This window comes from Kitasatospora sp. NPDC004289 (assembly GCF_053602875.1).
In genome coordinates this window covers 1-14547 of sequence record NZ_JBSGEL010000121.1, presented here as the reverse complement: position 1 = coordinate 14547, position 14547 = coordinate 1, and the positions used below count along the sequence as shown (strand labels likewise).

The 14547-nt window shown below is 72.0% G+C and carries 13 protein-coding genes; 6 read left to right on the top strand and 7 right to left on the bottom strand.

The window, feature by feature from the left end; genetic code table 11:
- Positions 1 to 54 precede the first annotated feature (54 nt).
- Positions 55 to 447, top strand: coding sequence for a WapI family immunity protein (locus tag ACWEPF_RS38285; RefSeq protein ID WP_452176281.1), 393 nt, complete (start codon positions 55 to 57; stop codon positions 445 to 447).
- Between the two features lies 1 nt (position 448).
- Here the strand turns inward: ACWEPF_RS38285 and ACWEPF_RS38280 are convergent, their stop codons facing one another.
- On the bottom strand, positions 449 to 853 hold the full coding sequence (locus ACWEPF_RS38280) for a pyridoxamine 5'-phosphate oxidase family protein (RefSeq protein ID WP_345284013.1): 405 nt from the start codon (positions 851 to 853) through the stop codon (positions 449 to 451).
- A gap of 126 nt (positions 854 to 979) precedes the next feature.
- On the opposite strand from ACWEPF_RS38280, the gene ACWEPF_RS38275 reads away from it, so the two are divergent.
- Positions 980 to 1759: a maleylpyruvate isomerase family mycothiol-dependent enzyme gene (locus ACWEPF_RS38275; RefSeq protein WP_452176280.1), complete on the top strand. Its 780-nt coding sequence runs from the start codon at positions 980 to 982 to the stop codon at positions 1757 to 1759.
- A gap of 248 nt (positions 1760 to 2007) precedes the next feature.
- On the top strand, positions 2008 to 3210 hold the full coding sequence (locus tag ACWEPF_RS38270; RefSeq protein WP_452176279.1) for a cation:proton antiporter: 1203 nt from the start codon (positions 2008 to 2010) through the stop codon (positions 3208 to 3210).
- Positions 3211 to 3217: 7 nt separating this feature from the next.
- On the opposite strand, the gene ACWEPF_RS38265 is transcribed toward ACWEPF_RS38270, so the two are convergent.
- Entirely contained in the window at positions 3218 to 4150 is a 933-nt protein-coding gene (locus ACWEPF_RS38265) for a hypothetical protein (RefSeq protein ID WP_452176278.1), read from the bottom strand.
- A gap of 43 nt (positions 4151 to 4193) precedes the next feature.
- Positions 4194 to 4673 (bottom strand): hypothetical protein, encoded by a 480-nt coding sequence (locus tag ACWEPF_RS38260; protein WP_452176277.1) that lies wholly within the window; start codon positions 4671 to 4673, stop codon positions 4194 to 4196.
- 203 nt (positions 4674 to 4876) lie between these two features.
- Between ACWEPF_RS38260 and ACWEPF_RS38255 the strand changes: the two genes are divergently transcribed.
- The 3 genes from ACWEPF_RS38255 (at position 4877) to ACWEPF_RS38245 (ending at position 7712) form a co-directional block, all read left to right on the top strand.
- On the top strand, positions 4877 to 5611 hold the full coding sequence (locus tag ACWEPF_RS38255) for an alpha/beta hydrolase (RefSeq protein WP_452176282.1): 735 nt from the start codon (positions 4877 to 4879) through the stop codon (positions 5609 to 5611).
- A 129-nt stretch (positions 5612 to 5740) separates the two neighbouring features.
- A complete protein-coding gene (locus tag ACWEPF_RS38250) occupies positions 5741 to 6949 on the top strand; it encodes a hypothetical protein (RefSeq protein ID WP_452176276.1) in 1209 nt (402 codons plus the stop codon).
- On the top strand, positions 6933 to 7712 hold the full coding sequence (locus ACWEPF_RS38245) for a hypothetical protein (RefSeq protein WP_452176275.1): 780 nt from the start codon (positions 6933 to 6935) through the stop codon (positions 7710 to 7712). Before ACWEPF_RS38250 ends, ACWEPF_RS38245 begins: the two co-directional genes overlap by 17 nt.
- Before the next feature lie 180 nt (positions 7713 to 7892).
- On the opposite strand, the gene ACWEPF_RS38240 is transcribed toward ACWEPF_RS38245, so the two are convergent.
- From ACWEPF_RS38240 to ACWEPF_RS38225, 4 genes are all read right to left on the bottom strand, one after another.
- Positions 7893 to 8324, bottom strand: a complete 432-nt coding sequence (locus tag ACWEPF_RS38240) for an SMI1/KNR4 family protein (RefSeq protein WP_452176274.1) — start codon at positions 8322 to 8324, stop codon at positions 7893 to 7895.
- A gap of 349 nt (positions 8325 to 8673) precedes the next feature.
- Positions 8674 to 12549: a tetratricopeptide repeat protein gene (locus tag ACWEPF_RS38235; RefSeq protein ID WP_452176273.1), complete on the bottom strand. Its 3876-nt coding sequence runs from the start codon at positions 12547 to 12549 to the stop codon at positions 8674 to 8676.
- 204 nt (positions 12550 to 12753) lie between these two features.
- Positions 12754 to 13071: a trypco2 family protein gene (locus ACWEPF_RS38230; RefSeq protein WP_452176272.1), complete on the bottom strand. Its 318-nt coding sequence runs from the start codon at positions 13069 to 13071 to the stop codon at positions 12754 to 12756.
- A gap of 879 nt (positions 13072 to 13950) precedes the next feature.
- Positions 13951 to 14547 (bottom strand): IS3 family transposase (locus ACWEPF_RS38225; RefSeq protein ID WP_452176271.1); only part of this gene is annotated, 597 nt, incomplete at its 5' end.

The following is a 14547-nucleotide window of genomic DNA, read 5'->3' as shown; positions in this document are numbered from 1 at the left end:
CAATACCAGAGCTCGGCTTGACTGGGCCAGAGTGACGCACATGTAATTTCACTCGTGTCGTTCCGCCGCTCCAGGAGGGTCACCGACCCGGCCGGCGGCTGGTCCTTCGAGGACCCCGCGCTCCTGACGGACGAGGCCGAGGAGCTGACCGGCTGGCTGCGCGCGGCCGCCGACGGGCGGATCCCCGTCGCCCACCGCAACCGCGACGACGAGTGGTCCCCTCGGCTGGAGTTCCTCGAACCGGTGCTCTCCTTCAGCGTGGCCGCCCGCACCGCCGGGGCCGTGACCGTCCGCCTCACCGTGCACCTGGAGGCCGCCCCGCCCTGGAGCCGCGACGTCGACGGCCACCAGGTGCCCTACGACGTGTGCTTCGACCTCACCGAGGACGGGCTGATGACGGCGGCCGGGGAGTGGGAGCGGGAGCTCCTGCCCTTCCCCGGCCGCTGACTCACTGTGCCGTGCCCGCCAGCAGCCAGCGGCGGACCGGGACTTCGAGGAGCACCCGGGCGCTGTCGGGGCGGTACGGGGCGGCGACGTCCCAGTCGTACTTGGCCGCGAAGGCCGCCACGATCTCGGGCGGGAACTCGTCCTCCTGACGGACCGTGACCTCGCCCTCCGCTACCACCGGCCGGTTGCCGCCTTCCAGGGCGAGGGAGACGGAGGGGAAGCGCAGCGCGTTGCGGACCTTGACGGAGAGGGCGTCCGAGCCGATCCACCACACTCCCTCCCGGTAGACGAACCAGATCGGGGTCACGTGCGGCGTACCGTTCGCGCGGACGGTGCAGAGCCAGGCGTTGCGCTCGACCGCGAGGCGTTCGATCACCGACTCGGGCAGGGGTGCGTCGTTGTTCATGCCCCCATCCCACCGCCCGGGACGGCCCGCCCGCTTCGGGCCGCGGCCCTACGACCAGCGTCCTAGGAACCGGTCCCGGGAAAAACCACACGCACTCACAAGATCATCGGTGATAGACAGTCACCCGTGACACAGAACCTCGCCTTCCCCGTGCTGCTCGAGCTCATCGAGGAGCGCGCGGCCGCGTTCCGCGCGGCCGTCGCCGCCGCCCCCGACCTGGACGCCACGGTCCCCACCTGCCCGGACTGGTCGCTGTACGACCTGGCCCACCACCTCGGCGGGGGCGAGCGCCTCTGGTCCCACAACGTCGCGGCCGGCCCCGCCGAGGGCCCGTCGCCCGAGGGCCTGGCCGCCAAGGCGGAGCCCGCCCCGCGCGAGCTCGACGCCCTGCTGGCCTGGCTGGCCGCCGGCACCGAGCAGCTGGTCTCGACCCTGCGCGAGCACGGCGAGGACGCCCCCTGCTGGACCTGGTGGGAGGGCTCCGCCAACCCCCGGACCGCCGGCGGCGTCGCCCGCCACCGGGTGCAGGAGAGCGCCGTCCACACCTACGACGCGCAGCTCACCATCGGCGCCCCGCAGGCCCTGCCGGAGCGGATCGCGCTGGACGGCGTCGAGGAGTTCCTGGCGACCTGCGTGACGACCTCCACCCCCTGGCCGCACCGGCCCGTCACCGGTGACTTCGTGGCCACCGAGGGCCGCGCCTGGCGCCTGACCCTCGGCGCCGCCGGAGCGTCCGCCGTCGCCCTCGCCCCGGGCGAGGAGCACGCCGCGCCCACCGGCTCGCTCCGCGGCACCGCCTCCGACCTGGTCCTGAGCTTCTACGGCCGCGTCGAGATCGAGTCGGTCAAGGGCGACGGCGAGCAGGAGCTCTTCCACCAGCTCAAGGACTGGGACCCGGAAGCCTGACCGGGCCCACCGCCTGATACCCCGGCGCCCCGTCGGCGCGCCGCCCGCCGCCTGACGCACCGTCGGACCGTACTCCGCCCCGGCACCCCGTCCTCACGGGGTGCCGGGGCACCGCCACGTCCGGGCAGCCGGGAGTGCCCGTGTGCCTCCTCCGCGCGCGGGCACGGCTCTGAGAGGCTGACGCGCGGACGGGTGATCAACTCGCCCCACCGGAACCGCCCACCGCACCACCAGACCTGCGAGAGTCGATGACCGCCATACTGATCGTGCTGTTCCTGCTGTTCGCCTGGGCCCTGATGGCCGACCGCCTGGCGCGCTGGAGCGTCACCGGCCCGCTGGCCTTCGCGCTCGCCGGGATCGTGCTCACCACCGGCGAGGACCCCACCGTCGCGATCGACCTGGACGCGCACGGGTTCCAGCTCGCCACCGAAGTCGTGCTCGCCGTCCTGCTGTTCACGGACGCCACCGAGTCCAAGGACTACGACCGCTCCCGCACCTCCGGCGAGTGGCGCCTGCTGACCCTCGCGCTCCCGGCCTCGATCGGCCTGGCCACCCTGCTCGGCTACGTCTTCTTCCCCGGCCAGAGCTGGTGGCTGCTGGCGGTGATCGCCCTGGTGGTGATGCCGATCGACCTGGCCCCGATCTCGGCGCTCCTCGCCGAGGCCCGCATCCCGCTGCGCGTGCGCGCCGCGCTCAACCTGGAGGCCGGTCTCAACGACGGCCTGATCTCCCCCGTCTTCCTGTTCTGCCTGGCCAACCTCACCTCCGCCGCCGACGCCTCGGTCGGCTCGCTGCTCTGGAGCACCGTCAAGGGCGCCGGCCTGGCCCTCCTGGTGGGCTGCTTCTGGGGCCTGACGGCGAGCCGGCTGGCCCCGGTGGCGGTCGCCAAGGGCTGGACCGGACCGGAGTCGCTGCCGTTCGCCACCCTCGCGCTGCCCTTCCTCGCCTACAGCTCCGCCGTCCTGATCGACGGCAACGGCTTCGTGGCCGCCTTCGTGGCCGGGGTCTGCTTCGCCCCCGCCGCCCACACGCTCGGCCCGGCCACCGTCCACCTGGTGCGCGACACCAGCCAGTTGATGGCCTTCGCGGTCTGGTTCACGCTCGGCGCCCTGGCCGCCCAGGAGTTCGCCGACGGGGTGTCCTGGACGGTGCTCGGCTACGCGCTGCTGGTCCTCACGGTGGCCAGGATGGTGCCGGTGCTGCTCTCCCTCGGGCGGCTGCGGTTCTCCTGGCCGGAGCGCGCCGCGATCGGCTGGCTCGGCTCGCGCGGCGTCACCTCGATCGTCTTCGCCGTCCTGGCCGCCACCCACCTGGACGACGAACGGGGCTTCTTCGTCATCGACGTCATGTGCACCACCGTGCTGCTCAGCATCCTGCTGCACGGCGCGACCCTGCACCCGGTGGCCCGCTGGTTCCAACGCCGCGACAACCCCTCCGCCACCTCGGCCTGACAGCCCGTCAAGCCGGTCGGTCGAGGGCCACGAGACGGTCGACGCCGAAGCCGCCGATCAGCAGGCGCTCCTTGCGGTTGCCGGTGAGGCGCCGGGTCCAGTCGGTGAAACCACCGTCCGCGACCTCCACCGGCCCCTCCGCCGTGACGAGGTGGACCTTGTAGCAGAGGCCGGAGTAGTAGCCGCGCCCCGTGGCCCGGTCGGAGTCCTCGACCACGTCCAGGCCCGGGGTGCCGGCCAGCTCCGCCCGGACGTGCTCCACGAGCACGGCGCCGGCCCCGTCCAGGGCGGTGAGCCTGACCTCGACCGGTCGGCCCGCCAGGGCCTTGGCGGCGAAGCGGAGGTGTTCGAGCAGGTGCCGCCGCTCGAAACCCTGGCCCCCCGCGTCCCGGCCCGCCGTCACCAGGGCGAAGAGCTGGAAGTGGGCGAGCATCCCCGCCCCCTCGAACCGCTGAGCCCGCACCACCCGCTGACTGCCCGCCAGCCGTACCGGCTCCGCGGACCGTGTCCCCGTCCGCCGCCGGGCCGCCTCCAGCGCCAGCCCGTTGGTCGGGTCCGCCGCCACCTCAGTGCCGCGTACGGTGGCCACCACCTTCCGGGGGTCGACGGGCCCGACGGCGCTGTGCGCGGCCAGCGGGACGAACGGCGCGAGCGTCACCACCTCGAAGCCCTCCGGCAGGGCCGCCACCAGCCGGTCCTCCGCCCGCCGCAGCTCCCGGTACCCGACCGGGGCCGGCGCCACGAACCGGTCGTCCCGGTAGCGCCGCATCACCTCGGCCGGCCCGGTCCGCTCGGCCCGCCGCCGGTAGACCTCCAGCATCAGCGTGGTGAGGTCCGCCCCGCTCAACTCCTCCGCCAGCAGCGCCAGCACCCCCGGGCCGCCCGCCCGCTCCAGCACCCGCCGCAGCGCCGGCCCGTCCACACCATGATCACCCGTCATACCGGCCGAGTATGCCCGGGCCGCGTCTCCCCCCGACACCGACTTACCGGGGCTCGGCCAACACCACGACGGCGTCCACCACCGGGTCGTACCCGAGCAGGGCGTTCCGACGGTCGCCCTCGTCCGTCATGACCACCGCCTTGCCGAGCCGACGCCCGACCGTGGCCAGGAAGCGGCACAGCGTGTCCACCCCCTGCTGGCCCTGCAACTCCCGGAGGTCCACGTCGAAGTCGATCTCCTCGGCCACCATCGGCCAGAAGTTCACCAGCACCCCGTCGACGGGCCGGACCCACAGCCGTACCGTGTCCTCCTCGAGTGAGCGGGCGAGCACCTCCGCCGCCCTCGGCAGCGGCGCCGTCACCCCACCCACCTCGTAGCCCCACTCCCACCCGGCCGCGACCACGAGGTCGAACACGGCCTGCCAGTCCTCGACCGAGCTGCCCGCCACGCAGACGTCCGGCAAGGCCCCCATCAGGTCGGGGTCGAAGAGGTCGCTCACGTCGTCCCACCGGAGATCATCCACTCCGCCATGCTCCCATCTGCGTCACCAAACCGTTTGTGCCGGAGCCGCGGGCGCTGCTACGTTCTCAGCGACCGTGTGGCAGAACGAGGAGGTGGTACCCGTGAACGCAGTATCGACGTGGGTGCTCCTCTCCGAGGTCACGGTCGGGCGGTAGGTCGCCCGGGAGCGCCGTTCTCCGAGCCCTCCCGAAAGGCATGACCACCATGCGCTTCACCTCCGAACAGCGTCTCGACGGCGATCTCCTCGAGCGCGGGTTCACCCTCGGCGACGTGCCGGGTTTCCTCTGGACGCCCGAACCGGCCGCCGCACCTGCTCCGCTGATCCTGCTCGGCCACCCTCCCCTGGGCCTGGCCCGGATGTACCCCGCGCTGCTCGCGCGGGCGCGACAGGCCGCAGCTGACGGCTTCGCCACCGCCACCATCGAACTCCCCGGTAGCGGAGACCGGCCCCGACTGCCCGAACTCGACCGGGCCCGGGCCGAGTTGCGCCGCACGATGGAGGCCGGCGAACCGGTCAGCCCGGCGATCGTCGACGCCCTGATCCTCCCGCTGGTGGACCGGGCCGTCCCGGAGTGGCAGGCCGCTCTGGACGCCCTCCTCGACCTGCCCGGACTCCGGGGTCCCGTCGGCTACTCGGGCGGGGTGATCGCCGTCGGCACCCGGCTGGCGGCGGTCGATCCGCGCATCGAGGCCGCCGTCCTGTTCGCCGGGAGCTTCGTGCCCGCCGCCACCGTCGAGGAGGCCCGCCGGGTCGGCATTCCGCTGCACGTCCTGCTCCAATGGGACGACGAGGGGAACGACCGGCAGGCCTCCCTCGCGCTCTTCGACGCCTTCGGCTCCCGGGAGAAGACGCTCAACGCCAACATGGGCGGGCACACCGGCGTCCCGGCCTTCGCCGGAGAGGCCGCCGCCCGGTTCTTCACCCGGCACCTGAAGTAGCTTTGGCCGAGGGCCCCACCCCAACCGACCTGCGGCAAAGGCTGGTTGGGGTGGGTGCCCGATCTTCGTTGCCCACCGTCGGAGCCCGTGAGAGCATCGAGGCTCGACGGACGACGACAGGTACATTCGATGCAGACAGCAGAGGCCCGGCTCGAGGATGCGGACCACATCCTGGTCGCACCTTCGACCGTGACGGACCGTGAGGCGCTCGGGGACTTCTTCGGGTCCGTCATCACGCCCGGGGAGCTCGTCTCCGGCGCCGCCGACCTCGCGGGGAGGACCGTCTACCTCTGCGGCGACGTCTCCACCTACGACGCGCGCCAACTCCGCTCCGCCGCACGGGTCTTCGTCGTCCGGGAGCTGTCGACCGGCCACCCGGGGCCCTGGCCGGTGGTCGGCCTCGGGCGGGTCCCGGTGCGCGTGCACGGCGCCGGCGTGTACTACCGCCGCTTCTTCGAGCCGGAGGCCGACCACTTCGGCAGGATCCGCGCCGAGCACGAGTTCCAGTCCCTGACGGAGTCCACCAAGCCCGGGACGGCCCACCGCAGCGGGATCTACCTGACGCCCGTCACCCGGGACGGCGACGCCCTGCACTTCCGCCTGCTCCGCTGCTCGACCAACCTCTCGGGGCCGACCGAGACCTTCCGGCCGACCGACACCGAGATCGTCGAGGCCCTGAACCGCGAGGCCGCCACCGTCTTCCGGGGCCACGCACCGCTCAACCACGTCCTCGCGCAGGTCTACCACAACACCCTCGCCACGGCGGAGCGCAAGCAGTCCAAGGCCAGGATCTCCTCCCACGCCGACAAGACCAAGGACATGCCCGCCGACGGCGTGATGGCCTTCTGCACCTTCTACCAGGGCCTCGACCGGCTCCACCCCCTGGCCGACGACCCCTTCGACCTCGGCGTGAAGCGCACCAGCGGGCTCACCCGGCTCGACTTCCGCCTCAAGGAGCCGGCCACGGGTCCCGACGGAGCCGCCCTCCCCGCCCGGTTCGGCGTGACGCTGTACCCCGGCTCCGTCTTCTTCATGCCGCTCTCCACCAACCGCCTGTACACCCACGAGATCCGGCCCTCGACCCTGGACGCCGAGCTGCTGCCGACCCGCCTCGGGTACGTGGTCCGCTGCTCGGACACCGAAGCCGTGCACCGGGACGGCAGGACCTTCCTCCAACGGGAGGGCGGGCCGGTGGAGTTGGAGCCCGCCACGGAGGAGGGCATGGCCGAGCTGCGCCGGCTGTACGCGGAGGAGAACCGCAGCACGTCCCCGGTCGACTACGGCGACAAGTTCCTCTTCAGCATGAACTCGGGGGACTACCTTGCTCCCCGCCCCTGACATCGCCGGCGCCGTCCTCACCCACGAGCTCACGCTCGAGGAGAACCCCTTCCCCGAACTCTCCCTCTCCGCCCGCTTCGAGGAACTCGGCAAGGGCCGCCGCGGCACCACGCTCGCCCTGGTCGACGAGACCACCGGCGGCGTCCCGCTGGTCCGCACGACCAGCCGCTACGCCCACCCCGCCCAGCAGTTCGGCCCCGTGCACCGGCACTTGGCGCAGCTGATCCAGGAGCGCGCCGCGCTGCCGCTCGGCTTCAACAACGCCCTCGTCGAGTGCTACACCAACGCCTACGCCAAGATGGGCGCCCACTCGGACCAGGCCCTCGACCTCGCCGACGGCTCGCACATCGCCGTCTTCTCCTGCTACGAACACCCCGAGGCGGATCCGCCGCGGCGCCTTCTCGTCGAGTCCAAGGAGTCCGGCGACACCCTCGAAGTCCCCCTCGCACACAACGGGTTCGTCCTGTTCTCGGTCGAGGCGAACCGACGCCTCAAGCACCGCATCGTCCTGGACTCGCCCTCCCGACGCACCGAGAACCGCTGGCTCGGCGTCACCTTCCGCACCTCGAACACCCTCGTCCGCTTCCACGACGGCCAGCCGCATCTCCCCCAGGGCGACCGGCTGACCCTGGCGGACGAGGACCAACAACGCGACTTCTTCCGGATGCGCCGCCAGGAGAACACCGAGCCGGACTTCACCTACCCCCCACTGACCTACACCGTCAGCCCGAGCGACCTCCTGCCGCCCGTCTCCCCGGGGTGACGGCCCCTCAGCCGTAGCGATCGCGAGTCCCGGGATGGGCGGCCGCACTGCGAAGAAGTAGCCGGACCTCACGGTGAAGAACGTCGGCCGGCCGATCACTCAGGAGTGTGTGCGCAGGCTTGCGCGCAACGTGCAGGCGCGCGGGTGAGCTGAACAATGCCCGGCTACAAGGTTGCAGGACTACCGGTACCAGTCCCCGCGTGCCTGGAGAGCCTGCTCCAGATACTGATCCAACCCGTACGAAACCAGGTACCTGCTATCCGTCTCGTGCTCCCAGACAAAGACCTCGTTGCGTTGCGGGGTCCGGACGAAGGCGAACTGGTCACCTCCTGCATTGCTGCCGAAGAACATCAACGGCTCGAACGGCATGTACAGCTCGGCGAAATCCCTGGCCGTTCGAAAGTCGGCATTGTCCTTCGCGATCCGCTCCGCGCTCCAGATGACGTCGAGACCGTTGCGTCCTCGAACGCCATCGCATTCACCCAACAGCGCAGCAAGCTCGGAGGGCAGCGGCTGCCCAAGTACGCGTTCAACCGCCGCCAACGACTCTTCCCCGGCCGGACCACCAACCTCGGCATCCGCCATCACATTCAGAACCAGCTCCCGCCACATCGCCGTAGCATCCCAGATCGTCCTGTGGAGACCGACCTGAGCTGCTGGACGGGCTTGGCGCGCCTGGTCCGTCCATGAGCCTTGCGGGTCTCCTGACCGGATACCGCCCGCTCGCCGCCGGGCCCGCGCCGACGGTAGGTCCGAAGCTCACAGCACGACCCTGCGCAACCGGAAGCAACACCGTCCTAGTATTCCGGTACGACTTCGCGACCTATCGGGCGCGCGGACACGAAGCAACTGGCCTGAAGCTGGCCTCATCAATCGGCGGGTAAACAAGCGGCACCCGGCGAAGGCGTGTACACCGCCCCAGCACCCTGCTGGTGGCTCCGGTTCGGCCGAACGATGCTTGCTACTCCGGAAGAGACGTGAGCCAAGCAGCGATCTCCAGCGACCTTCGCAGAGCCGCGTCGAACCGCTCTGGGTTCGCCGCCGTCAGGGTCCGGTAGTGGCGTGTGGCTTCCTCGCACGCGGCCAGCCCCTCCGCCCGCCTCCCCACCTCCCCCAACCGGACGGACAGGTTGTTCAGGGCCATGGCGAGGCTGGGAATGTAGACGTCCGGCTCCGCCTCGACCAGGGTGCGGTAGTGGCGTGTGGCTTCCTCGCACGCGGCCAGTGCCTCCGCCCGCCGCCCCACCTCCCCCAACCGGACGGACAGGTTGTTCAGGGCCATGGCGAGGCTGGGAATGTAGACGTCCGGTGTCGCCTCGGCCAGGGTGCGGTAGTGACGTGCGGCTTCCTCGCACGCAGCCAGCCCCTCCGCCCGCCTCCCCACCTCCCCCAACCGGTTGGACAGGTTGTTCAGGGTGCCGGCGAGGTCGGGCAGGTAGGCGTCCGGTGTCGCCGCCGTCAGGGTGCGGTAGTGACGTGCGGCTTCCTCGCACGCGGCCAGGGCCTCCGCCCGCCGCCCCACCTCCCCCAACCGGACGGACAGGTTGTTCAGGGCCATGGCGAGATCGGGCAGGTAGACGTCCGGTGTCGCCGCCGTCAGGGTGCGGTAGTGACGTGCGGCTTCCTCGCACGCGGCCAGTGCCTCCGCCCGCCGCCCCACCTCCCCCAGATCGACTGACAGGTTGTTCAGGGTGCCGGCGAGGTCGGGCAGGTAGGCGTCCGGTGTCGCCTCGGTCAGGGTGCGGTAATGGCGTGCGGCTTCCTCGCACGCGGCCAGTGCCTCCGCCCGACGCCCCACCTCCCCCAACCGGTTGGACAGGTTGTTCAGAGCTGTGGCGAGGCTGGGCAGGTAGGCGTCCGGTGTCGCCTCGGCCAGGGTGCGGTAGTGGCGTGCGGCTTCCTCGCACGCGGCCAGCCCCTCCGCCCGCCGCCCCACCTCCCCCAACCGGCTAGCCAGGTTGTTCAGGGTGCCAGCGAGGTCAGGCAGGTAGACGTCCGGTGTCGCCTCGGCCAGGGCACGGTAATGGCGTGCGGCTTCCTCGCACGCGGCCAGCCCCTCCGCCCGCCGCCCCACCTCCCCCAGATCGATAGACAGGTTGTTCAGTGCCATGGCGAGATCGGGCAGGTAGACGTCCGGTGTCGCCTCGGCCAGGGTGCGGTAGTGACGTGCGGCTTCCTCACTCGCGGCCAGTGCCTCCGCCCGCCGCCCCACCTCCCCCAACCGGATGGACAGGTTGTTCAGGGCCTTGGCGAGATCGGGAAGGTAGGCGTCCGGGTCCGCCGCCGTCAGGGTGCGGTAGTGACGTGCGGCTTCCTCACTCGCGGCCAGTGCCTCCGCCCGCCGCCCCACCTCCCCCAACCGGTTGGACAGGTTACTCAGGGTGCCGGCGAGGTAGGGCAGGTAGGCGTCCAGGTCCGCCGCCGTCAGGGTGCGGTAGTGACGTGCGGCTTCCTCACTCGCAGCCAGCCCCTCCGCCCGCCGCCCCACCTCCCCCAACCGGACGGACAGGTTGTTCAGGGACTTGGCAAGGTTGGGCAGGTAGGCGTCCGGGTCCGCCGCCGTCAGGGTGCGGTAGTGGCGTGCGGCTTCCTCGCACGCGGCCAGCCCCTCCGCCCGCCGCCCCACCTCCCCCAACCGGCTAGACAGGTTGTTCAGAGCTGCGGCGAGGCTGGGAAGGTAGGCGTCCGGGTCCGCCGCCGTCAGGGTGCGGTAGTGACGTGCGGCTTCCTCACTCGCGGCCAGCCCCTCCGCCCGCCGCCCCACCTCCCCCAACCGGACGGACAGATTGTTCAGAGCCCGAGCGAGGCTGGGCAGGTAGGCGTCCGGGTCCGCTGCGGCCAGGGCGAGATAGCGGTTGGTGACGGCCTCGGCGAGGTGGGCGGCGGTGCGGGCCAGGCGCCGGCTGGAGTGCGGGAGCTGGTCGTGGAGGGTGGTGAGGTCGCCGAGGGCAGTGGTGGGGTCGGTGGTGAGGGTGTCGAGGGCGGTAATGAGGGGTTGGGGGTGGTCGACCTGGACGGCGGTGGCGATGACGTGGAGGGCGAGCCGGTGCCGGTGCCGTACGCACAGGGTGGTGAGGTGGGTGTCGAGGCGGCCGTCGAAGACGGGGTGGGCAGCGGCGCGGCTGTAGACGGTCAGGAGCTGGGCCACCTGCGCGTCGTCGGCGTCGTCGACGAGGCGTTCGGCGAGGTTGGGGTCGGCGGCAAGGATGCGTCCGATGTGGCGTTCGGCGAGCCGGTCGGGTTGCAGTGCGCCCCACGGCCGGCCGGGCACGGTGGTCGGGTAGAGGGCGGCGATCCAGGCGGTGACCGTATCGCGCCGGTCGCGGGGCTGGTCGGCCAGGGCCGGAATTGCCGACCACATGCGGCCGGCCTGATCGCGGTCGGCCGCACCCACTAGGTGGGCGGCGGCCAAGGCCGTCTCCAGGGCGCCGCGGCTCGGTACTGGGGTGAGGCCGTGGACGGTGGCGCCGTGCTGCCAGTAGCGACGCTCGTGTCCGAGCAGCCGGTCCTCCACGCCCTGCACCTGATCGGCCGACAGCAGTGGCGTCCCGGGGCCAGCGGGGGTGGCGGTGTCGAGAAGGTCGGCGAGTGCGGTCATCTGCAGGGTCAGCGCATTGGCGAAGGCGTCGTGGTCGAGTCCCGGGATGGGCAGGGTGTCGGCAGCGCTGCGCCAGTCGTGTTCGGCCATCCCTTTCACGTCCGGCAGCGCGCCGGCCAGGGATTGGGCGGCGGCGCGGTAGGCCTCAGGGCGCGGGCCCGGGTCCTGCTCCAGCGGCTCCAGCAGCATCGAGGGGGCACCGTCGAGGTAGTCCTCGGTCAGGCGGGTGGCGCTCTTGGCCTGGGTCCACCAGTCGCCGTCGGTGCGGGCCAGCAGCAGGACCTTGAACGGCGTGGTGTCTGGGTGGTGGGCAGCGGCCTCGACGAAAGCGGTCAGCTGCCCGGTGCGCGCCTCGGCGTAGTCGAGGACCACCAGCAGCGGCTTGACCACCTCGCGCAGCTCTCGTAGGTCGGCCGCGGTGGCGTCCGCGCGCGGCCACAGCACGGCCCACCCGTCGGCGGCCAGCAGTGCGGCCAGGTGGTGGGCGAGCCGGGTCTTGCCCTGCCCGCCCGGCCCGTGCAGCAGCCACGCCCCGAACCCGTCCCGGCCGCACCAGGCACGCAGGTCGGCGAGCAGGGCCTGGCGGCCGTGGAAGGGAACCGTCTGCCGGCTCGCATGCAGCAATGCGGCCGGTGAGCCCGGCGTCTCTCCGCGCCCGGCGGGCTCGACCTCGGCCAGGTGCTGCAGCTCCACCGCCTCCAGCCCGCTCGCGCCGGCGCCGTGCTCTGCCAGCGCGGCGCGGAAGGCCGGATCGTGGTGCAGGACATAGGCGGGGACGACGTTCAGCTGCCCGTGCCCGGAGTGCGCGCGGTCGGAGGCCACCACCCCGGCCAGCATGCGGTCGCAGAACACGGCCGCCCCCGACATCCCACCCCACGGCGAGGTGCCTTCCTCGGACCACTGCGGGGGATGCTGGAGCAGGTCCATCACGTACTGATTGCCGGCGAACCCGGTGCCCGGGTTGACCGTCCCCTTCAGCTGCGCGGCCTCGACCGGCTGCCCGGCACGTTGCGCCACGTCCGGCACCCCCCACGTCCGGCATCCGGTGCCAGGCTTGTCGGTCGCCATCCGCCCCCAGCGCACCACCGCTCCCGGTGCCTGCCAGGCGGGGTCGTCGTCGACCAGGACCAGCGCGGCGTCGTCCCGCCCACCCGGCGTGCCGCACCACACCACCCGGCCGCCCAGCGTGCCCGCGCCGCCCGGGCGGAACACCCGGACCCGCTCACCGGCCCGGGCCACGACATGAGCGGACGTCAGCACCAGACGCCCGCCCACCGCATACCCCGACCCCGGGCCACCCAGCCCGGTCACACCCACCACCCGCGCCCGCTCCACCCCTGGCCCCTCCGACCGAGTCTTCAGTTCACCCAGCGTCGTGCCGCGGCACGCCGCTGGCCGTCCAGCCCCGCTCCTAGGCCGGACGGCCAGCGACAGCCAACCCGGTCAGTCCTGAATGCGACCCGACACGTCACCGGGACCGTCAGGACGCTCGGCTGAGCCGCTGACCAGCAGGTCACCACCGTGCGCGCTCCTCGGCATCAGCGTGAACGACACCCTGTGCGTGCGGCCGCGCGAGAACCCGGCCTCCGTCTCCGCGCCCACCGCCCACAGCTTGAACCCGGCCTTCGCCTTCGCGTCCGCCCGCAGCTCGACCTCGAACTCCATCTCCACCGGCCCCACCGCGAACACCACCTCCGGGTGGTTCCCGCCCCGCGCCGCCGCCGCGATCAGCTCGTCCCGCACCGCCGCCACTGCGTCCACCAGAGGAATATCCACTCAACCCACCCCAATCCGACGACCCGTCAACACCCCTACCGTAGAACCCCCGTAACCACTCCGGCAGGCGAACACCCAGACCCGCCCCAGGGCCCACGGCAGGACACCCCGGCCTCCAGGACGGACAGCGCCCGCCCGGCGCAAGGCGAGCCCACGCCCGGTCCCGGCACAGCGGGAATACCGCACGCTCCGCCGATCCGCCGGGCGGGCAGGCCCGAACACGGGAGACTCGCACGGCACGGGTTCCGGGTCAGGTCGGGGTGCCGGGCCCTCGCCCGGACCAGGCCCCCCTCCACGGAACTCACGTGATCATCGATGGTCGTGACGACTTCTGAAGATCACGCCACGGCCGCCACTCATGGCTTGGACGCCGCCTGCTGGCGGGCGATGTTCGACCAGGCGATGGCCCGGATCGCGGGCCGTTTCACGCGGGTGGAGCCGCGCGCGACCGCCCGTGCCTTCGTCCTAGCACGAACCGGCGGGCGGCATCTTCACTGTGCCCGGTGACCATGGACCAGGTCGGCCTCAGCTACGCCCGGATCGCGTGGGGCGGACCGGTCCTACGCCTCCCCGTAAGAACCGTGCCTATCTGCGCCGCCGCGGGACCCGCTGCACCATCCCCGACAAGGCCGACCATGCGCGCAACCGGCGAAAGCTCGGCCCCGCGGCGGTCGGCTTCCGAAGGTCGACAAGGCTGACTGCCGTGAGCGTCATGCGGTCGAGTGCGGATCAATCGCCTCGAAAGGCACCGCCCTGTCGCCACGCGATATGACGAGCTCGCTCTTCGCTACGAGGCGACCGTGCTGATCGCAGCTCTCGACGAGTGAGCTTGCTCCGCTTTGACGGACACCTGCGGTGTGGTGGTCAGGCTGCGAGGACGGTCTCGTACTCGGCGGGGCTGCGGTAGCCGAGGCTGCTGTGCAGCCTGTGTATGTTGTACCAGCTCTCGATCCACTCGAAGATCGCGGAGTGGGCCGCTGCCCGGCTGGGCCAGGTCCGGTGGTCCGTCAACTCCCGTTTGAGGGTGGCGAAGAAGGACTCGGCGAGGGCGTTGTCCCAGCACTGCCCGGTGCGACCCACGGACAGGCGGATGCCGAACTCGCCTGCCAGGCCGGCGAATTCGCTACTGGCGTACTGGCAGCCGCGATCGGAGTGGAAGATCACGTGGCCGGCGGGCCGACGCTGGTGGCAGGCGGCGCGCAGGGCATCGGCAGCGAGTTCGGTCCGCAGGTGGTCGGCGGTGGCCCAGCCGACCACGCGGCGGGAGGCGATGTCGATGACGGTGGCCAGGTGGAGCCAGCCCTCCTCGGTCGGGATGTAGGTGATGTCGCCGCACCAACGTGTGTCGGTGGCCCGCGGGTTGGGGTCGAAGTCCCGCAGGACCAGGTCGGGCCGGGCGGCGGCGTGCGGGTCGGGGACGGTGGTGCGCTGCCGCCGTCGACGGTGCGGCCCTGCCAGGCC